Source organism: Corynebacterium sp. HS2168-gen11 (genome assembly GCF_024834075.1).
In the GTDB taxonomy this organism is placed as follows: domain Bacteria; phylum Actinomycetota; class Actinomycetes; order Mycobacteriales; family Mycobacteriaceae; genus Corynebacterium.
In genome coordinates, this window is the sequence record NZ_JANUXR010000003.1 from 139,803 (window position 1) to 159,254 (window position 19,452).

Consider the following 19,452-nt stretch of genomic DNA (forward strand, 5'->3'; position numbering starts at 1 on the left):
GGGGCCCTGGCGTGCGCAACGTCAGGGCCCATCCTATTAAGGAAATTTTTGGCAGAGAGCTCCACCTTATTAGACTGCTTTTCGACGCGATCGGTTCCCATTTTTCCCTTGAGATTATTCACATGAAGTTCAGTTGAAAGTGCGGCTGAAGTAGGGTTTCATCGGGGTATGGATCTTTTTCAACAGCGCGCAGAACTCGCACTTCACGATGCCGAGTTCATTAAGGCTGTGAAAAAGTTGGAACCAACTGTCACCGAGCTTGCCGATCAGCTGGACTGCTCAGATCGGACTGCGTCGATGCTGATTGCGATTGGCAAGGCGCTGACGTTGCAGGATTTATCGCTTGCCAGTGAGCGTCGTTACTCGCTGGATCGACTCCATGAACTGTCAAGCTTGGCCAAACGGCTGAAGAACCCAGAGGTGAACGTCGAAAAGCTGCGGCAACAGCTGATTTGCGACTGTGCGGAGATGACGCATCGTGAACTCCGCGCGCACATTCGTCACCTTATTAAGGAACTCAATGACGGGTATGAAGCGCATCGGTCGTGGTACGTGCGATATTCCAAGACGGCCGATGCCGATGGCATGAAGTATATGATCGCAAAGATGCCGGCGGAATATATTGAGCGGATTCACGCTTCGTTCACGCCGCAGGCGCGCGATTTGGTGGTACACGGGCATGCGCGAGGCGAGGCCGAGGGACATGCTATGGCCTTGGCGCAGCGCTGCTTGCCGCACACGACAAGTGCTGACCTGGCGCGATATGAGCACGTTGATGAGCATGAAGATCCGGATAATCCGTTGGATTTGCGGCATCGGCCTTGTTTCCTTATCCCTATTAAGGACACGCACTTCCTTGAAAACGGTGAGATCGCGAATTCGGATGGCGAAATCATTGATATCCGCAGCCTCGTCGACGCGAAAGTCGCTGAATTCGGGTTTGCCGTGGCGACGTACCCGGATCGTGATGGGGTGCCGCGGCCACAACAAGTCTTCGGTATTAAGAGACTTGCCGATGCCGAGGATCGATTCCTCACGATTATTAGCCACCTCGTTTGCCAGCACGCGGACTGTGACATCCCGGCCGTGCGATGCGAAATCCATCATATTCAAGCATTCGCCCAGGGTGGAAAGACTGAATTAGAGAATCTTTGCCCATTGTGTCGAGAACATAATCTGCAAAACGACGATGATCCGGCGAAAAAGAAACACGGCAGGGTTATGAAGGACCCAGTCACGAAAATGGTCTGGTTTGATGATTATAAAGGTCGGCAAAGACGCAACAAACATCGCGCCCAAGAATACAATGGGCTTGCTACGGCTGCCAGGATGCACCAGGCAGAATAGATGAGCGCGGTTGAGGAAAGGCCGCGCTGTTGTCCCATGCCCTATTAAGGAAAAGATCTAGGCTTCAAATAAACACTTATTTTGAGCAATTCGCCATAATCGCTTAATTACACAGGTAGACTTAATAGCGAATGTAGTAAATACAACCAGTGAGGAAGGGGCTGTTGGCATATGACTGACGAGGATCAAGATTTTTCCACGCCTTTCTTAATACGCAATTATGGTTCGGGAGCATCTGCCGAAGTCACCCGAATGGGATTACGTGTGCTACTTGAGCATGAAAAATTTGGCATACCGCGCTTTGAATGGGGCATTTTTGCGTATGAAGGTGCGATCTGGAAATGCGGCAAGGAGTTTGCTGGTACCGTTCGCAATTTACGTGCGCTGGTTGCCAAATATCGTGGTTACGGTGACGCCCGGGATGTGATTCCGCAGTTCTTTGCCGATTGCTGTATTCAGTCGGCAGGGGGAGTTATGGACAAGCAATCGCTTTGGATGCGCTACATCTGGTCCCCGAATAGCATGTCGCACGATCGCGAAACGCTGAAATTCGCAAAGCAACGCCTAAAAACTTATATGCGTCATAATCCAAATGCATTTTCCATCACAAATATGTATGGTTTTGAACGTTGCTTATTGCTTGTCGACGCCGCCACGCCGACTGAGTCACTGCGCGACTATATCCAATACGCCGATGGCAGCTACATTGGCTTGTTGCAGGATTTCGCTAATAGCAATGTACCGGATTTTGAACTGATGCCATTTGTGACGAACCATGAACTTGACATGGCTTCCACGATAGGCGAAATCGTGAATACATTGCGCCAATAAGTTTTTGTATTCAAAAACAATTCCCCAGCTAGAGCGTTGTTTTTGCCCCACTCTTAATGTGACCTTGTTATCACTTAATAAGGCGGTCATACATCCTTAATAGGTGTACTCTCAAAAATGTAGGGGCGCCCGCAAGCTCATACGGCCCCCTGAATAACGTTTTGGTAGAGAGGCCGTGATCGAAAATGATCCCATCAATTCCATCTCCCGAATATGCCACGTTGTTCTTCTTTGAGCAAGGACAGTGGTGGGACTATGCCATGCTTGTGTTGGTCACAGCGGCATTGGCATTAACTGCGTGGCTTGCGCAGCGCAACAAGTGGGTTGTACTGGCAGTGTTTATTGTGATGCCTGTTTTGCTCACGATTTTCTGGTGGCCGTATTCGACTGAGGGTACGAATTCTGCGGGTTGGTTCCCGATTGTGAAGCAATATTCCGCCTTAATAGGGTCGCTGAGTTTGGTAGCCCTCCAGTATTTCCCCAAACTGCGCACCAAGTACTGGTATTTGTGCATCCCACCGCTGATTTTGTCGGTGAATATTTTGGAAGCCGTGATTCGTGATTTCCAGTGCTATTTCATACATGGGGTGGATCCGTCGCAAGGCATGGTGACGTGGGGCGGACCGTGGAACATTATGAACGGCATTGCTGGTCTCCTTAATATAGTCGCGATCAGCGGCTGGGCCGGCATTTATGTTTCGCGAGGCTCGTCGAAGGCGGTGCTGTGGCCGGATCTGACGATCTGGTGGATCCTTGCCTACGACGCGTGGAATTTGGCGTATGTGTATAACTGCCTTGCGGATCGTGCGTGGTATTCGGGCGTGGCGCTGCTGGCGGCTTGTACGATTCCGGTGCTGCTGCCGTTTGGTCGTGGCGCGTGGATTCAGTATCGCGCATACACGTTGACGCTATGGTCCGCGGTTGTGCTGACATTCCCGCATTTTATGCAAGATTCGATGTTCGCGCACCGCAGCGCGCATAATCCTACCGCGATGTTTATCCTGTCGCTGCTTGCACTGCTTCTTAATATAGGTGTGTGTATTTGGCATTTACGACGCATTGCGCAAACCCGCAAGAATCCGCTGCGCCAAGAACTGTATGCCGATCTTCCAATGAATCAGCAGCTGCTTCACGAGCATGCTTCGGAGGAAGATAAGGAGAGAATCCAAAAGATAAATGCATAAGAAAACGGGGCCGGTTTCCTTAATAGATCCGGCCCCGATTTTTTACGCCTTGCCCCAGTTCTTGAGGTACGTCCGCTCTTTCTTCTGGCGGATTTGTTCTTCCCAGCTAAAGGCTGGTTCTTCCCATCCGGTGAAGTAGTCGGCGTCGACTTCGTGTTCCCATGGGGTGCCTGGTCCTACTGGTGGCCATGCTGGGTTGTCGGTGACTGGTTCGCGGATTTCTTTAACCGCTGGATTTTGGCGTCCGTAGCGCATCCACTGGGTGTAGGTATCTTCGAACAGTGGGGTGCCGTCCCAACGGCCGGCTGGGGTTTCGCTGTTGAAGTAGCGTCCGCCGAGGAAGCCGCGCATGAATTTGCCTGTGTGCTGTTCCTTCTTTCGGAATTCGGCAAGCCGCTTGACGTAGATGTTTTGCAGTTGGGTCATCACGCCGCCAATGAGCTCAATATTGACCCAGTTGATGATCTTTGGCAATGGGGCATCAGGTTCGTAGCCAATACGCCAGTGGTTGATCAAGCGGGTGCGTTCGCCCGAGAGCGGGACGACGTAGAAGCACCATGCGGCGGCAAAGTGTTTCATGGTTGGATAGCGGAAGGCGTACGAGCCTGGTGCTGCTGGTGGGTGCTTGGTGTCGACCCATTGCACGAGGTATTTGCCTGGAACCACGTCAGCCCATTCCATTGACATGCCGTGGAAGTCGAAGGCAGCAATATCGCCTGGCATTAAGGAGTCGGGTTGCTGGAATTCTTCTTGCATTTCGTAGGAATTGAAAAATGGCAAGCGCGCGAAATTTCGTTCGAGGAATTCAGAAGAGAATGAGCCTGATTTATCTGCGCCAATTTGCTTGAAGATCCTCCAGACGGCGTACGCTGGTGCGTCGATCGTGATGGCGTAGGTGGATGAATAGGCGTTTTTGTATTCTGCGTCGATAAGATCATCGGCAGGGTAACGCCAGTTCTTTTCGGCTTCGGTGGCCTGGCCGTAGAGTTGGCTGAAGCCGTAGAGGCCGGCGGTCAGAGCTGTGCCTGCGAGGGCGCCGAGGCCCAGGAGGGCAGAGAGCCTTTTGCATCGCGACATGATCAATCTCCTTAATAGGGGCGGGTGGCGGAAATCACCAATCCAGATACATTTGTTTCCCTATCTAAATTAATTTCCACCGTTATTTCAAGCGATTCTCAATAAAATATTGAGTGCTTTCTCACTTTTATAATACTCCCGCCAATATGGGGTTTGGAAGTACTTTTAAAGGAGTAAAATTATGGTTAGTAACACAGTTCCGTTTGTCCGAAGGAGACAAGGATGTCATCACTGTTTTTGTGGGAGATTGGCACTCCCACGGTGTATTGGATGTGGTTGTTGGTATTCGTCGCCCAAGTGGCGATCGCTGAGGTCAATCGCCGCTGGAATTGGACTATTTTCGCTTTATGGACCGTCGGCGGCATTGCCTTAATGCCATACGCGGCAATTCATGGCACACCAATGGTGGGATGGTTCCCGTTTGGTAAATATGCCATTATGGTCGCAACGGCCACGATGACTGGCTTTTTGTTGTGGTATGGCAAGCGTCAGCCATTAAAGGCGCACCGCTATGCGATTTGGTTTGGTGTGGCGCTGTGGATCGGGTTGGCCCTTAATATTATGGAGGCCAATATTCGAGACGTCACGATCTTCTTCCAGGCCGATGAATACTTGCGCTGTGCGGCGGATCCAAGCTGCCTGAAGGCTATTAACGACGCGCACGTTGGTATCGACATGATTAATGGTCTACCAGAAACTCGCGGCGTTACCGCACAGGTTGGCACTGACGCGTGGTATCAGGCCGTTGCGGCGAACTTCGAGGCCCGTGGGGTAGGTATTGACCCTGAAACTGGGTTCCGTACCATTGGTGGCTATTGGAATCTGCTCACGGCGGCAGCTGGTGTGTTAAATATCATCACCATTACCGGGCTGGGCAAGATTTTCATCACGTCGAATCCTGCGCAGAAGGTGCGTGGTCTAATCTGGGTCGATATGGTGTGGCCGTGGGTCATCGCCTATGACCTGTGGAATCACGCGTTTTTGTACAATGCGCTGGCCGATTACACCTGGTATTGCACCCTTGCGCTGCTGCTGGCCTGCACAATCCCAGCGTTTACGTGGGCCAAAGGTCAATGGATCTGGTTTAGGTGCTTTACCTTAATGTTCTGGATCGCATGTAATAATATCTTCCCAGAGTTCCTCGTGCCGCCATCAGCAATGACCAACTTTGCGACAATGAATCCACTCGCCAACCAAGTCTGCGCGTGGGCCGCATTCCTGTTCAACGTAGGATTGTTCATCTACTGGCTCCGGAAGATCATCACGAAGAAGCGCAACCCATTGACCAACGCGCTGTATTTCGAGCTCGGTGAATTCCGCACCATTATGCGAGAACATGCCGATGATAAGGATAAATACTTCGTCACCGACATGATCCCTGAAACTCCAGCAGAACTTGGCTTTGAGCCGGAACGCGACACACCTCCTGCAGACGGCTGGGTAGGCTCCATGCCGTGGTGGAAGCGCGATCATCGGTGGGATAAGTCGCGCACGCCGGTAAGCGCTGATCCGGTCGTCGCCCAACGCTATTAAGGAAATTGCGTAGCTGACATGGCACATGCTTGACGACGCACCAAAGGCCGACACCTGCCTTGCAAGTTCGTATCCAGCGGGTTGCAAGGCAACGTCGTCAAGCGCGAGGCGTAAAGCCAAAAAGCAATGAAAAAACCACCTTCGTGAAGAACACGAAGGTGGTTTGCTTATGTGCGCTATTTCTGCGCGGAGTGCTTGCCGGTTTGGTAGATGGATTCTAGCAGCTGCTCGGTGTTTTCGAATGGGCGCATGGACCACAGTTGATCCAGGCCTTCGCGCTGGGACGTGATCTTGCCGAACTCGAGGTCGAACTTTTCGCGGTCCATGGTGTTGATTTCAGACAGGCTCAGTCCCGAAAGCGGGGAAGACTGCTGATCTTCGTCTTTGGCGCCACCGAGGTGGAAGAACAAAATATTGAGCAGGATTGCCACAATTGCGCCGGTGGACATACCAGAGGAAACGAAGATACGTGCCCATTCTGGCAAGGTTTCAGCAATGCTTGGCTTGAAGGTCACCAGCATTGCCAGGCCTAATGCGGTGGTGACAATGACGGCATTGCGGTTGTCATTAAGGTCGGCTTTGGCAATGGTTTGCATACCTACCCAGGCAACAGTTGCGAACATGGCCAACGATGCACCACCAAGTACTGGCGAAGGAATAGATGCCACAATTGCGCCGGCTTTTGGCAACAGGCCAAGCACGATCATAAAGCCAGCTGCGGCTGCTGCCACCCAGCGAGACTTCACATTGGTAATGCGAACCAGACCAACATTTTGTGCAAAGCACGTGTATGGGAACGAGTTCATCACGCCGCCGAGGAAGGTGGAGAGGCCATCGGCATGCAGGGCACGTCGAATATCGTGGCGCTCGATTCGCTTTTGCACGATTTCACCAGTTGCGAACACATCACCGGTGGTCTCGACCATGGTGATGATCATCACGATAATCATGGAGAAAACTGCGGCGAACTGGAATTGTGGGATACCGAAATAGAATGGGGTGGTAATGCCAACTGGCGCAGCCTCCGCGACCTTGTCCAGGTTAGCGTCGCCAAGCAGCATTGCAACGGTGGTGCCGGCAACCAGGCCAATCAAAATTGCCAAGGTGCCCAAAAAGCCTTTGAAGAAACGCTGCGCCAAAATGATTACCAGCAAGGTGCCGCCTGCGTAAGCCAAGTCTTTTGCCAGCGGCGCTTCGGCTGCATAATTGGTGAAGTCGTTTGCCGAGACCGCCAGCAACGAGGTACCCATGACCAGCAGCACGCTACCTGTGACAACTGGTGGGAAGAACTTCAAGAACTTTGCAAACAGTGGGGCAGTAAAAAACGTGAACAGACCTGCAACAATCACCGCACCGTAGATGGTTGGCAGCGACTCAACGCCACCTTGACCATCACTCACCGACATACCAATGGCAATAATTGGGGCCACAGCGGTGGTGGTCACACCTTGAATAATCGGCAGGCGCACGCCAATATGTTTGCCAATACCAACTGACTGAATCAAAGTTGCGATACCGCACGTCAAAAGATCGGCGTTGATCAGGTGAATGGTGGTCTCGGCGTCGAGATTCAACGAGTTCGCGATCAGCAGCGGCACGATCACCGCGCCAGCATAGAAGGCGAGAACGTGTTGCAGACCAAGAGCCACGAGCTTTGGCGCTGCGGGGACTTGATCGACAGGGTGAACAGCAAGGGAGGATTCCACTTTGCAAAGCTCCTTATGAATGAAGAAAGCATAAAAATAGGTACTTATGTGATCTTAATAAGGCTGGCATGCGGGATCAATCGAGCACGTTGTGATATTGTCGCTGCTGCTCAGCGATTCCGATGCTGGCATCATGGCACGATTGCTTGACGACGCTGACCACGTTCTTCAATCTCAAAGAATTACAAAGATTGCTCCAAATATCTGTGCCAAGTCGCGTAGGGCAGTGGTCCTGATACAGAGCTTCTTCACTGTACGTAGAAAACGTGCCGCGCCGGGCAGGGGGAGCACAGACCTCGCACAACCAAAAACGCTGACCGGACAAAGGATTGGTCCTTGTCAGATCAGCGTTGTGCTATGAAATTGTGTATTAGTAGACGGTCAAGCCGCGGTCAGCAAAGATCTTGCGCGTTGCTTCAACAGATTCTTTTGTTGGTGGGCGAACATCCTCCAGTGGATACTTCATGCCGAGGTTCTTCCACTTGTCTTGGCCCATATTATGGAACGGCAGGACCTCGACGCGCTCTACAGTATCTTTCCACTGCTCCACAATGTCGGCCACAGCCTCCACATTTTCAGGCGCATCGGTCAGACCCGGAACCAACACGAAACGAATCCAAACTTTTTTCCCGAGCTTATGAATACGGTTACCGAATTCAATAGTCGGGGCAAGAATCTGCCCGGTGACCTCTAAGTAGGTTTCAGGGATACCGGATTTCACATCCAGCAAGAATAAATCAATATTTTCTAGGTCTTCATCAGTTAAACGAGAACCTAAGAATCCTGAGGTATCAACACAGGTGTGAATACCAGCATCATGTACTTCTTTGAGTACACGACGTGTGAATGCGATCTGAAACAGCGGTTCACCACCAGAAATGGTCAAGCCGCCGCCAGAGGCGCGGAAAACCGCAGAGTATCGCTTGATCTTCTTCACAATATCTCCGACGCGATGCAGCGTGCCCTCTTTCATCCCCATGGTGTCGGGATTGTGGCAGTACTGGCAGCGTAGTGGACACCCAGACATGAACAATGTCATGCGGGTACCAGGTCCGTCGACAGCGGTGACAAGTTCCCATGAATGCACGAGTCCAACGTCACCGGTGCGACGGGCTTCAAACAATTCTGGCCGATCGACATTAATTTCAATGCCATCGCCTAAGCCTTGGGCCACTCCACGAATGCGGGGGCCTTCTTCTGGGGCGAGTGTCACTGTTGAGTTAATACCGTCGGCCATATGTGTTTTACTCCTGAATTAGAAATGCAGTTTGTTTAAGCGAAGGCTTAAGCATCCTGGTGGAAGGTACGTGCGAGAACGTCCTTCTGCTGCTCCTTGGTGAGCTTGACGAAGTTCACAGCGTAACCAGAAACGCGAACAGTCAAGTTAGGGTACTTCTCTGGGTTCTCCATTGCATCCTCAAGGGTGGTGCGGTCGAGAACGTTGATATTTGCGTGGTAGAGACCAGAACCCATGTTGTGCTCTGCACGAGCAGCTTTCATGGAAGCCAAACGCTCTTCGAAGGTTTTGGATGACATAATGTTTGCCTTTCTTTAGACGGTGGGAAAGTTTGTGGGTACATCATCATGCGGGAAGTTGTGAGTTATTGGAAAGAAGGAAGGAGAACTTCCCGCACGACGATGAAAGTTGATTAGTTGAGCTCGGAGGTTTCCATGATGAAACCGGCATCCAGGATACCGACCAGGTTGGTAACCTGCTCGCCCTTGTTGCGGCCCAAACCGGATGGGGTAATGGTGTTGGTCAAGGAGATACCGTCGAGAGCATCTTCATAGTCCAGCTTACCGACAGACAGCATGGAAGCAACCATGCCATGGCAGTCCATACCGTTTTCTGGGTTTGCACCAGGAGCGAATGGAGTACCTGCGCGGTGGCCGGATGGGAAGTTACCAGTTGCCTTACCGTAGACCACATTCGAGGTAATGGTCAGCACAGACTGGGTTGGAATTGCATCGCGGTACAGCGGGATTGCCTTGATCTTTGCCATGACGGTGTGAACGATGGTTGCTGCAATATCATCAGCGCGGTCATCGTCGTTGCCATAGACTGGGAAGTCACCTTCGGTGATGTAATCAACAATCAAGCCGGTTTCATCGCGTACTGGGGTGACCTTTGCGTACTTAATAGCAGCCAGGGAGTCGGCAACGATGGATAGACCTGCGATGCCGCAGCCCATGGTACGAATGATGTCGGAATCATGCAGTGCCATCTCGATGGACTCATACGCATAACGGTCGTGGCAGTAGTGGATGATATTCAGTGCTTCAACGTAGGTTCCAACAACCCAGTCGAGCATATCTTCGTACTTTGCCCAAACTTCGTCGAAATCAAGTGGGCCATCGCCCTTGATTGGCTCGTAGCCTTCGACGATTTGCTTGCCGGAAACTTCGTCACGACCACCATTGATAGCGTAGAGCAGAGACTTAGCAGCGTTCACACGAGCGCCGAAGAACTGCATCTGCTTACCGATTGCCATCGGAGACACACAGCATGCAATAGCGGCGTCGTCGCCCCAACGGTTACGGATCTGCTCATCAGACTCATACTGGATAGAAGAGGTCTCAATGGAGATAGCAGCACAGAACTCTTTGTAACCTTCTGGAAGCTTTGGATCCCAGAAAATGGTGATATTTGGCTCTGGTGCAGGGCCCAAGTTGCGCAGGGTCTGCAGCAAACGGAAACCGGTCTTGGTGACCATTGGGCGGCCATCATCGGAGAAACCAGCGTCAGACCAGGTTGCCCAGTATGGGTCGCCGGAGAAGATCTGATCGTAATCAATGGTGCGCAGGAAACGAACGATACGCAACTTGATGACCAGTGCGTCGATAATTTCCTGTGCTTCTGCCTCGGTTAAGGTGCCGGCAGCTAAGTCACGCTCGAAGTAAATGTCCAAGAATGCGGACAGACGGCCGATGGACATTGCCGCGCCATCTTGGCTCTTGACGGATGCCAAGTATGCGAAATAGGTCCACTGGACGGCTTCTTTTGCATTAGTTGCTGGCAAGGAGATGTCGAAACCGTAGCTTGCAGCCATCTTCTTAAGCTTTTCCAGAGCCAAGATCTGCTCTGAGTGCTCCTCGCGGTAACGTGCCCAGTGCTCGCTGAATGGTTGATTAGCAACCTTATCCTTAGAAGCCTTCTTTTCAGCAATCAGTGCGTCAACGCCATAGAGTGCCACGCGACGGTAATCACCGATAATGCGGCCACGGCCATAAGCATCTGGCAGACCAGTAATAATGTGGGAAGAACGAGCCGCACGAATACGTGGGGTGTAAATATCGAAGACTGCCTGGTTGTGGGTCTTACGATACTTGGTGAAAATGTCCTTCACAGCCTGCTCTGGCTCTAAACCAGCTTCACGAATAGCGGTTTCCACCATGCGCCAGCCACCATTTGGCATCATTGCGCGCTTGAGTGGAACATCGGTCTGCAGACCGACAACAACGTCGTCATCTTCGGAAATATAGCCTGCTGGGAACGCGTCCACATCCGCTGGGGTGTGGGTGTCTACATCGAATACACGCTTCGCGCGCTCAACAGAGAGGTAGTTCTTTTCAAGGTGATCCCAGACGCGCAGAGTTTTCTCTGTTGGGCCGGCAAGGAAGGATGCATCTCCGAGGTATGGGGTGTAGTTGAGTTGAATAAACTCACGAACATCGATTGATTCTTGCCAATTGCCAGGGGTAAATCCCTGCCATGCTGTAGTGCTCACGTGTAGTCACTAGCCTTTCTGCATAAGTTTTATCAAACTAGGTCAAACAATGCGCAAAAAGGAAATTTCTTCATATATTCTCCGTCTCTCGACGCCCCTAGAAAATATCGATATGTGATATTTTGCGTCGCTATGTGGAGAAATTTCCTTCATGCGAATCCAATCTCAAGAGTACTCTCGGCTAGAGCATGCAGAAACTTCGGAAGGTGTGTGATTAATAACAGTTTGCTTGCTGTGGCGAAAATTACTGAAGTCATCTCACGCTTGAATGCAACGATTGGTGCATCTGCAAGTTGTGTCGAAAAACTCATTGTGTCGACTGAGTACTCTCTTTCTGGGGGTCTTTTTTTATTTCCACTGGAGTGAAACAAACTTATAACTCTTATAGGAACAATTATTTTCATCATATCGGGGGTAGTGTTTGCAGTTGTTCCAGAACACTGAAACCGTTTTGAATCTGTTGAGTTTTTGAAATTTTAGAACAATGATATGCCCCCAAAAAGGGGTTCCAACTGCACTGATAGGTAATGTGATATAAAAGAAATCATGCATCCTGCACTACATCCGCATCCTGCTCAAAAGGTAATTTCTCCCACAACTATTCACCATCTTTTCCCGCAGGCCGCTGAGGTTCGAGTCCCTGCCTTAGCGCATGTTGGTAGAGGAGAATTGCTGCTATTTCTCGATGTTCGCTCCACGGCAATGCGAGAGAACTGGGAAGCAACGGGCGGTGCGATGGCAGAAGATCTGCCAAATCCAAACTCTCTCCTCCTCCTGCGCGGTACAGTCGATGGTTTCAGTGGCCTAGAAGTGTTCCGTCAAGGCCAAGTTGATCCGCAAACTGGATACTCGGATCCTTGCGTGATCGCTGCCGAACAACATGTCATGGTCGCCTACGCGCGCAGTTATGAGGTAGGTTTCTTCGGTTCTCAACCATGTACTGGAGAAACAGACGCACACAGCCTGCATGTGGAAATCACACATTCCTATGATGGTGGTCGCACGTGGGATACTGCGAAAGATATTACGCAAGCACTGGCAGGCGATCGTGCCGGCATTTTTGTCACTTCAGGACACGGCGTACGCATCGATCAGACCTGGGCGTTACCAGTTGTTGGTCGCACAATTGCTGGTGAGACGCTACATTTTACTGCGCGTAGTGAAGATGAAGGTCAGTCTTGGCATCCAGGTGCACCAATTGGTACAGACATGGATGAAACTGCGTATGGTGCAAGCGCAGGTCGTCTCTATCTTTCAGGGCGCAAAACTTCTGCTTACGCTACTCAAGAGCTTGGTCGTTGGTGGGCGATCAGCGATGATGCTGGTGCAACCTGGCAAGATTTGAAGTTTCACGCTGAGCCTCCGGTTGCTGCTGCGAATGCTGCGCTGGTGGAAACACCATTGGGATTAGTGTTGTGCTATCCAGGTGCGGGTCGCCAAGGCGGGCACATTGCTTTACGACGCAACAATGCTTGGTCACATCTGGCTACATTTACCACTGGTGCCTGTGGTTATGTAGAAGCATTGTTGGTGGAAGATCGCCTAGTCGTGATCTATGAATCACTTGGCGAAATCTGGATGAGAAGTTACGACTTCCCAACCACGCACTAATTCTGCGCCATAATAGTTCCACGCATGCACACCACCTTTTTGCAAATGAACAGTGTGGTGGTGCATGCCGCGTGCTTCCATTTCAGCGACCAGTTCACGAGTAGAACGATACGACGCATATTCTAAGAACACTGCACCTACGATTTCATGACGCGGATGCCCGATATGGATTTCAATATCATGCTGTGTAATGAGACCATTGGCGGCAAACAGATACAGTGGCAAATTCCTTAAACCTTCTGGATTTTGCAGAATATCTGCTGCATATGCTGCAGGATTGAACTGGCCATTAATATCTGGTCCCCACACGTTATCAGGGTCGGCATCAACTGAGCGCAAAATTGCTAACGTCATGCCCCGTCCCATTGGACTGGTATTGGAGTAGCAGCCAGAGAGTCCAATGACACCATCGTAGAGTTCAGGGTGTCCAGCAGCAACGCGTATCGCACCGGAAGCTCCCATTGATAATCCGCCAATGACGCGTTTGCCGTTATATGGCAATCCATGCTCGGGATCTTCTATCACAGTAATGAGTTCTTGACTTAAGAACGTATCCCATTGATGTCTGCCGACTTTCGGATCGTCAGCAACCCAGTCGGTGTATAGAGAACCTGGTGCTTGGGTTGGCATCACAATGGTGGCATCAAAGCGTGACCGGAATTGCTCAAGTTGGCCTTCGCGTAACCAACCAGATGTCCGTGGTGCAGAAACACCGTCGAGGAGATACAGCATAGGTGCTGGACCATTGCTACCTTTTGCAGGGATAACCTGGACTTCTACGATGCGTCGCATAGCCGGAGAAGCAATAAACCAACGTTGTACGCCTGGGTGGTTTGGTTCGTCTTGTTTGTCTATGACACGGGGACAATCGAAATCTTGCAACTCAGGTAAATCGTCGACCAGATTGCCGTACAAAGGTGGAATCTTACGCCATAGCCAAGGATACTTTTGCAGGTTGCGAATAACTACCCCGATTGTCCATTGAGTGATTGGAAAATTGAACAGGACAGCCATGAGTGTGCCGTATCGGCGGTCTGCTGCTGAATGATGATTCATAGTGACGTGAGCTGATCGAGTTCGTTTTCGTTGTAGTGTTCGGACAAAAGGCATAATTATTTCAATATCGTGTGAGTACAGCTTACAAGAGTCTTAATACTAGTACAGCTTGATTGTTTTGCGATACTTGCACGTGTGTAGGAGAGTATTTTCTCGAAAAAGTTTTCCGTTCATCTGCGAAATACGCATGATTTCACAGATGAACGGCTAACACGTGCTTATCGACGTTGATTCCACGCATCGCCAGCTTCAGAAATATATTTCCAGGCAAGTGGCATTTGTTCAGCATAATACGCCCAATCATGAACACCGCCATGCTGGTAGACAACCTTGTATTGCTGGTGATTGTGTGCCTTGAGTGCGTCGTCAAGCTCGTGTGTGCACTTAAATGTTGCGGTTTCAAGTAGCACTGCACCAGGTAGGCCTTCGAGTGATTCATTGCGGTAGGCATCAATATCGCGTTGGGTGACATGTCCATCGGCGCTGAACAGATACACTGGCATCTTGCTCAAACCTTCAGGATGCTTCACAACATCGTAGCGCTGACGCATTGGATTTGGGCCTGAGCCGAAAAGATTCGAGTGATCCGCATTGACAGAGTGTGCAATGGCTTCGACCATAAAACGGCCCATTGGGGTGCTGTTGGAATAGCATCCGGACAGGCCAATGACGCCGTGGAACATGTCAGGATTGGCATTCGCCAAGCGGATTGCACCACCTGCGCCCATGGACAGGCCACCGATGAAGCGTTTGCCATTAAAATTCAAGCCGCGAGCAGGATCTTCAAGCAGTGGAGGCAACTCTTTGGTTAAGAAGGTCTCCCACATCGGCTTTTGTATCTTGGCATCTTCATACGTCCAGTCGATATAGGAGCTGCCCGATGCTTGTGTGGGCATAATCGCGGTGACTTGTTCGGTAGCAAACGTTTTTTCAATTTCACCACGGCGTAACCAGCCGTTGCGACTTGGGGCGGTTGCGCCATCAAACAGATAAATCATTGGGGCAGGCGCCGCGCTATTATATGCGCGCATGACTTGTATTTCTACAGTGCGTCGCATCGCTGGTGATTCAATAAACCAGCGCTCAACACGAAGACCTTCGTCGTTTTCGATTTTTACCACACGAGGTTGCGCGAAATCTATTGGTGGCAGTGGGTTATACCAAGCGTCACTGGCGAAAAACGATGGCGCGCGCAAGGCACTAAGGTGCGGGTTTTGTTGAAATTGGTGAAAGGTGTGTTCAAGAAATTGTGGTACGCCAGGCGCATTCATCACAGCACCTACAAGCTGGTGATACACATCAATTGGAGCTTTCGGCAGCCGTGGCTCGCTCGAACCTGGAAGGCTTGGCGTTGCTGCAGAGATATCGCTCGAACCTGCAACATTTGGTGCTGTAGCAGCGGATTCGCTGGAACCGGCAAGAGGTATGTGTGGCTGAGCTAGTACTGCAGGGTTGAACGATCCGGTCAGGCTCAGGCATGCAACCAAGCCTATGATCCCACGTCGTAATCCTGAGGTTTTCATAGTCAACACAATCTCCTTATACGTTTGCAGTGGTAGCCGTCTGTATCGAAGGTGTTCGATAGCCTGCAACCAGGCTAATACTGGAGCACCAACGATCCTGTGACGGATACTTCCTGAGAGTAACCGTATTTATCCTAGTACCTTTGGTCGCTAGCTCTTGCTTTTCGACGACGAAATCACATTATTCGTGTTTGGAAAATCATGGTGCTCATTGCTCAGACTTGCAATTTATTCTGCGTCTGTTTTGGAGTAAACGATCAGGAAACTCCGTGATCAGCATGTGTTAGATGACCTGCAATCAACCCAAGATGCAAGGTTCGTATATGCCCAACACGAATACGCTACGGCGTCGAAAAGCTTGGGTGTTGTGATGGTTAGAAGGCTTGTGCAAGATGCGCGATCCCCGCAATTCCAAGCATGGCGGGCAGTGCTAAGAATGTGGTGATTAAGACTGAGTCGCGTGCAATTTCGACACCTTGTTGGTAGGTTGCGGCGTAATTATAAACATTGTGTGCAGTTGGCAGTGTCGCGAGAATAGCTACTGCGTAGAGTTGCTGTGAATCAAGGCCGATCAAGAATCCGATCACAAATGCTAAGGCAGGCATGACGAAGGTTTTTAAGCAGATAACCGTCACAGTTGCACGGTCAAGTGCCCAAGTGTGTGAGGCCTGTGAACTATACAGAGAAGCTCCAAAACTGATCAAGACCATAGGAATTGAGGCTCCGCCAAGTAATTCAATCGGGTTAAGCAGCAGATCGGGGATCTCGAATTGTCCCAGGCTGACGATGAAACCTGCAAAAGCCGCCAGCACAATTGGGGTAAACAGAGACTGTCGCACAATTGCGAAGATTTGCCGTATGCGAGAAGCTTTCGAGGGTCTGGTTATGAGTCCTAAAATAATTGGCGTCAGTATTGTGATCTGCATCAATAATAGTGGGGGCATATATGCAATATTGCCGAGGACATAGATGCCAACTGGCAGCCCAATAGTATTGGAATTGACATATCCACTGCTTGCTGCGCCCATGACAGTTGTGCCCCAATTGGCAGGAAACCAGATTCGGGAGCATGCTACATACAATGCTGCGGTGAGCAAAGCTGCACAGGTGGAGGTCAGAATCATTGGACTAATCAAGGCTGCAGGCTGCGAAGTTGCCACAACTTGAAAAATAAGTGCTGGTGTTGCGGCAAAAAATGCGACCTTATTAAAGACTAGTCGTTGCGCATCCGAGGCGATGATCTTCGTACGTGCTAAGACATAGCCGACTCCAATGACACTGAAGATGAGTGTGAAGACTTCAAGAATTCCGAGCATAGAGTGTTACTTCAGGTAGACCGAGTTTGAGCGATGCCCGAAAATTGCAGTGCCGATGCGTACCGTGGTTGAGCCTTCTAAAATTGCCCATCGGTAATCGCTGGACATGCCCATTGAAAGTTCATGTAAGGACATACCATCAGGCAGATTTGGGACTAATCGATCGCGCAGCTCGCGCAGTTCCTGGAAGGCACTTCGCACAATAGTTTCTTCGGTGGAATAGGCTGCAAGGGTCATAAGACCGCGTACATGCACGCGCTCTAAATGCGCCAGTTGGTCGAGTAATGGAGCGACCTCATCTGGGTGCAAACCGTGTTTTGCCTGCTCATGAGAAGCGTTAACCTGCAATAACACATCCAAGTGACGATCTGCTGCAAGCAAACGTTGCTCTAAAGTTTCAGCAAGCCGCAAGGAATCCAATGAGTGCAATTCGTGAGCATATTGGGCAACTTCGCGGGCTTTATTCCGCTGCACTGGACCAATAATGCACCACTGCACGCCTGGAATGACTTGCGCTTTTTCGGCCATTTCAAGTGGTCGGTTTTCGCCAAGAACAGTCAGCCCTGCGCGAACCGCAGTGGCAACAACATCGGCAGGAAATGATTTTGAGACCGGTAACAGTCGCACTTCTTCTGGTGAGCGTTCTGCTTGTACAGCAGTTTCAGCAATGGTTGCGGTTAAGGCTGCAACGCGATCGCGAAAATCGGCTTCGGTGAGATCATGGCTATCTGATTGCGAAATCGAGGCATGCATATGGTTAGTGTAGCGGACAGGTGTTAAAAATTGGTTAGTGTAGCGGACAGGTGTTAAAGACAATTGCCGTTAGCATTCGTGCTACTTGCGCGTGGGTTGTGCTGTGCTGCTGTGAGAGGACTGCGTCCTAGTATTGCGCGCTGACTCTGCATGATCGCCGTCGTGCAGAGTCAGCGCGCTGGCCACCGCCTCATAACCATCGCCTAGCCGATATTCACGCCCGAACCATTTTTTTGCGTGCCAATCTGCCCTACACTTAGACACTATGACGTTTCACAGTAGCGCGCCTGTGCGCATGTTAGGCCATACGTTTATTGAACATACTTTAGAGCGGCCATGGACTCCTGAGCAGCCAGATGACACCTTTGAATTATTTGCTCGCGAGATCATCCCAGATGGTGGCGAGAATTACCCTTATATGGTGTATCTACAAGGCGGCCCAGGCTTCCCATCGCCTCGACCAACGGCAATCAGCGGTTGGATGCAAGAAGCTCTGCGTACCCACCGTATTTTATTATTGGACCAGCGCGGTACAGGACGCTCGCATCGCATTGATGCAGCAAGTCCGGAAGTTGATCGCACCGTCGAGCGTTTACGCTGCCTGCGCCAAGAGTTTATCGTCGAAGACGCCGAAGCTTTACGACGCGCCCTAGGTGTTGAGCAATGGGCATTATTTGGTCAAAGTTTTGGTGGTTTCTGCATCACGACCTATCTGTCGTTATATCCAGACTCAATTACTGAGGCTTTCTTAACCGGTGGATTACCAAGTTTGGAAGCATCTGCGGACGATATTTATCGCACCACCTTTGCGAAATTGCGCTATCGCCACGATCAGTTTTATGCCCAAGTGCCATTTGCTCAGCAGCGCATTCGTGAAATCGCCCATCACCTCGATCAGTCCGCTGAACTATTGCCAACTGGTGAACGCTTAAGCTCACGTCGATTCCGCATGCTTGGTATTAATCTTGGGCGAGGTACCGGCTTTGCTACCTTGGGTTATTTGCTGGAATCACCGTTTGTGCAACACCGTGGTGAAAAGCGATTAACCCGTGAATTTTTAGCAGCTGTTGGCGAGCATCTGAGCTATGAGCGCGGTCCACTCTATGCCGCGATTCATGAATCTATCTATGGTGGTATTGGTGGACAGCAGGTAACGAACTGGTCTGCGCATCGGATTCGGGAAGAAATCCCTGGATTTGCCGAAGCTGCGGATCCTCGCAGTTCAGAGCCATATTATTTGACAGGCGAGCATATTTTCCCGTGGCAGTTTGAAGAAGATCCAGCGCTACACAGCTTCCAACAAGCCGCCCAGCAACTTGCCGAGCATACTTGGCAGCAGTCGCCATATGATGCGCAAGTGTTGGCAACTGCACCAGCAGTGGCTGCAGAAGTCTACCTTGACGATATTTTTGTGCCGTTTGAATATTCGATGCACACCGCACAGAGTTTTGCTGATGCGCGAGTAGATGTGACCAATTTCTTCCAGCATGATGGTATTGGTCATGATGGCAGCGGAATTTACCAGCGCCTATTAGCAAAACTGCGGGATCATTAATGAATACGTCATGGCTCAAAAGTAGTGCAGTGGAATGGCACAAGTTTTCAGTTGTGATCAATTGCACCTTTTGGCCCGTGAAGGCATAATACCTGCACGCTATGCTTGCTTTTCGACGTCTCCGGCATGCCGGTTGGCGTCGAAAAGCAAATGCTATGAAAGCTTTCGTGTTGCTAAACATTTCGATGGTTATTATGTTGTCCTGTGGTGCAAAAATGTCACCGAAAGTTTC

Annotated in this window: 14 protein-coding genes and 1 pseudogene; 6 read left to right on the forward strand and 9 right to left on the reverse strand. The window is 50.6% G+C overall.

Going from position 1 to position 19,452, the window contains the following annotated elements:
* Positions 1-168 precede the first annotated feature (168 nt).
* The 3 genes from NXS99_RS03150 (at position 169) to NXS99_RS03160 (ending at position 3,362) form a co-directional block, all read left to right on the forward strand.
* Positions 169-1,347: an HNH endonuclease gene (locus tag NXS99_RS03150; protein WP_259287216.1), complete on the forward strand. Its 1,179-nt coding sequence runs from the start codon at positions 169-171 to the stop codon at positions 1,345-1,347.
* 171 nt (positions 1,348-1,518) lie between these two features.
* Positions 1,519-2,178: a hypothetical protein gene (locus NXS99_RS03155; RefSeq protein ID WP_259287217.1), complete on the forward strand. Its 660-nt coding sequence runs from the start codon at positions 1,519-1,521 to the stop codon at positions 2,176-2,178.
* Between the two features lie 185 nt (positions 2,179-2,363).
* The gene (locus NXS99_RS03160; RefSeq protein WP_259287218.1) at positions 2,364-3,362 is read left to right on the forward strand and encodes a DUF5692 family protein; all 999 of its coding nucleotides are present in this window, start codon (positions 2,364-2,366) and stop codon (positions 3,360-3,362) included.
* Positions 3,363-3,404: 42 nt separating this feature from the next.
* Here NXS99_RS03160 and NXS99_RS03165 read toward each other — a convergent pair whose 3' ends face one another.
* A complete protein-coding gene (locus tag NXS99_RS03165) occupies positions 3,405-4,439 on the reverse strand; it encodes a hypothetical protein (RefSeq protein WP_259287219.1) in 1,035 nt (344 codons plus the stop codon).
* Positions 4,440-4,661: 222 nt separating this feature from the next.
* On the opposite strand from NXS99_RS03165, the gene NXS99_RS03170 reads away from it, so the two are divergent.
* Complete coding sequence (locus tag NXS99_RS03170) at positions 4,662-5,972, forward strand: DUF5692 family protein (protein ID WP_259287220.1); 1,311 nt, start codon at positions 4,662-4,664, stop codon at positions 5,970-5,972.
* Positions 5,973-6,181: 209 nt separating this feature from the next.
* On the opposite strand, the pseudogene NXS99_RS03175 reads toward NXS99_RS03170, so the two are convergent.
* From NXS99_RS03175 to NXS99_RS03190, 4 genes and pseudogenes are all read right to left on the reverse strand, one after another.
* A pseudogene (locus NXS99_RS03175) lies at positions 6,182-7,678 on the reverse strand (nucleobase:cation symporter-2 family protein); the annotation flags it as partial.
* 370 nt (positions 7,679-8,048) lie between these two features.
* Positions 8,049-8,915 carry a pyruvate formate-lyase-activating protein gene (pflA, locus tag NXS99_RS03180; RefSeq protein WP_259287221.1) on the reverse strand — a complete coding sequence of 289 codons (867 nt, stop codon included), beginning with the start codon at positions 8,913-8,915 and terminating at the stop codon, positions 8,049-8,051.
* 47 nt (positions 8,916-8,962) lie between these two features.
* Positions 8,963-9,214 carry an autonomous glycyl radical cofactor GrcA2 gene (gene grcA2, locus NXS99_RS03185; RefSeq protein ID WP_259287222.1) on the reverse strand — a complete coding sequence of 84 codons (252 nt, stop codon included), beginning with the start codon at positions 9,212-9,214 and terminating at the stop codon, positions 8,963-8,965.
* Between the two features lie 113 nt (positions 9,215-9,327).
* A complete protein-coding gene (locus NXS99_RS03190) occupies positions 9,328-11,406 on the reverse strand; it encodes a pyruvate formate lyase family protein (protein ID WP_259287223.1) in 2,079 nt (692 codons plus the stop codon).
* Between the two features lie 546 nt (positions 11,407-11,952).
* Here NXS99_RS03190 and NXS99_RS03195 point away from each other — a divergent pair.
* Positions 11,953-13,017, forward strand: a complete 1,065-nt coding sequence (locus NXS99_RS03195; RefSeq protein WP_259287224.1) for a sialidase family protein — start codon at positions 11,953-11,955, stop codon at positions 13,015-13,017.
* Here NXS99_RS03195 and NXS99_RS03200 read toward each other — a convergent pair.
* The 4 genes from NXS99_RS03200 to NXS99_RS03215 form a co-directional block, all read right to left on the reverse strand.
* Positions 12,967-14,073 carry an alpha/beta hydrolase family protein gene (locus NXS99_RS03200; RefSeq protein WP_259287225.1) on the reverse strand — a complete coding sequence of 369 codons (1,107 nt, stop codon included), beginning with the start codon at positions 14,071-14,073 and terminating at the stop codon, positions 12,967-12,969. The two genes, NXS99_RS03195 and NXS99_RS03200, sit on opposite strands and share 51 nt — an antisense overlap.
* Before the next feature lie 218 nt (positions 14,074-14,291).
* The gene (locus NXS99_RS03205; RefSeq protein ID WP_259287226.1) at positions 14,292-15,596 is read right to left on the reverse strand and encodes an alpha/beta hydrolase family protein; all 1,305 of its coding nucleotides are present in this window, start codon (positions 15,594-15,596) and stop codon (positions 14,292-14,294) included.
* Between the two features lie 374 nt (positions 15,597-15,970).
* Complete coding sequence (locus tag NXS99_RS03210) at positions 15,971-16,912, reverse strand: AEC family transporter (RefSeq protein ID WP_259287227.1); 942 nt, start codon at positions 16,910-16,912, stop codon at positions 15,971-15,973.
* Between the two features lie 6 nt (positions 16,913-16,918).
* Positions 16,919-17,665, reverse strand: a complete 747-nt coding sequence (locus tag NXS99_RS03215; protein ID WP_259287228.1) for a YggS family pyridoxal phosphate-dependent enzyme — start codon at positions 17,663-17,665, stop codon at positions 16,919-16,921.
* A gap of 265 nt (positions 17,666-17,930) precedes the next feature.
* Between NXS99_RS03215 and NXS99_RS03220 the strand changes: the two genes are divergently transcribed.
* Positions 17,931-19,220, forward strand: coding sequence for an alpha/beta hydrolase (locus NXS99_RS03220; RefSeq protein ID WP_259287229.1), 1,290 nt, complete (start codon positions 17,931-17,933; stop codon positions 19,218-19,220).
* The last annotated feature ends 232 nt before the right edge of the window (positions 19,221-19,452 follow it).

Coding starts and splice junctions, on each gene's coding strand:
- NXS99_RS03150 (WP_259287216.1), top strand. CDS start 169: ATGGATCTTTTTCAACAGCGCGCAGAACTCGCACTTCACGATGCCGAG.
- NXS99_RS03155 (WP_259287217.1), top strand. CDS start 1,519: ATGACTGACGAGGATCAAGATTTTTCCACGCCTTTCTTAATACGCAAT.
- NXS99_RS03160 (WP_259287218.1), top strand. CDS start 2,364: ATGATCCCATCAATTCCATCTCCCGAATATGCCACGTTGTTCTTCTTT.
- NXS99_RS03165 (WP_259287219.1), bottom strand. CDS start 4,439: ATGTCGCGATGCAAAAGGCTCTCTGCCCTCCTGGGCCTCGGCGCCCTC.
- NXS99_RS03170 (WP_259287220.1), top strand. CDS start 4,662: ATGTCATCACTGTTTTTGTGGGAGATTGGCACTCCCACGGTGTATTGG.
- pflA (WP_259287221.1), bottom strand. CDS start 8,915: ATGGCCGACGGTATTAACTCAACAGTGACACTCGCCCCAGAAGAAGGC.
- grcA2 (WP_259287222.1), bottom strand. CDS start 9,214: ATGTCATCCAAAACCTTCGAAGAGCGTTTGGCTTCCATGAAAGCTGCT.
- NXS99_RS03195 (WP_259287224.1), top strand. CDS start 11,953: ATGCATCCTGCACTACATCCGCATCCTGCTCAAAAGGTAATTTCTCCC.
- NXS99_RS03200 (WP_259287225.1), bottom strand. CDS start 14,073: ATGAATCATCATTCAGCAGCAGACCGCCGATACGGCACACTCATGGCT.
- NXS99_RS03205 (WP_259287226.1), bottom strand. CDS start 15,596: ATGAAAACCTCAGGATTACGACGTGGGATCATAGGCTTGGTTGCATGC.
- NXS99_RS03210 (WP_259287227.1), bottom strand. CDS start 16,912: ATGCTCGGAATTCTTGAAGTCTTCACACTCATCTTCAGTGTCATTGGA.
- NXS99_RS03215 (WP_259287228.1), bottom strand. CDS start 17,665: ATGCATGCCTCGATTTCGCAATCAGATAGCCATGATCTCACCGAAGCC.
- NXS99_RS03220 (WP_259287229.1), top strand. CDS start 17,931: ATGACGTTTCACAGTAGCGCGCCTGTGCGCATGTTAGGCCATACGTTT.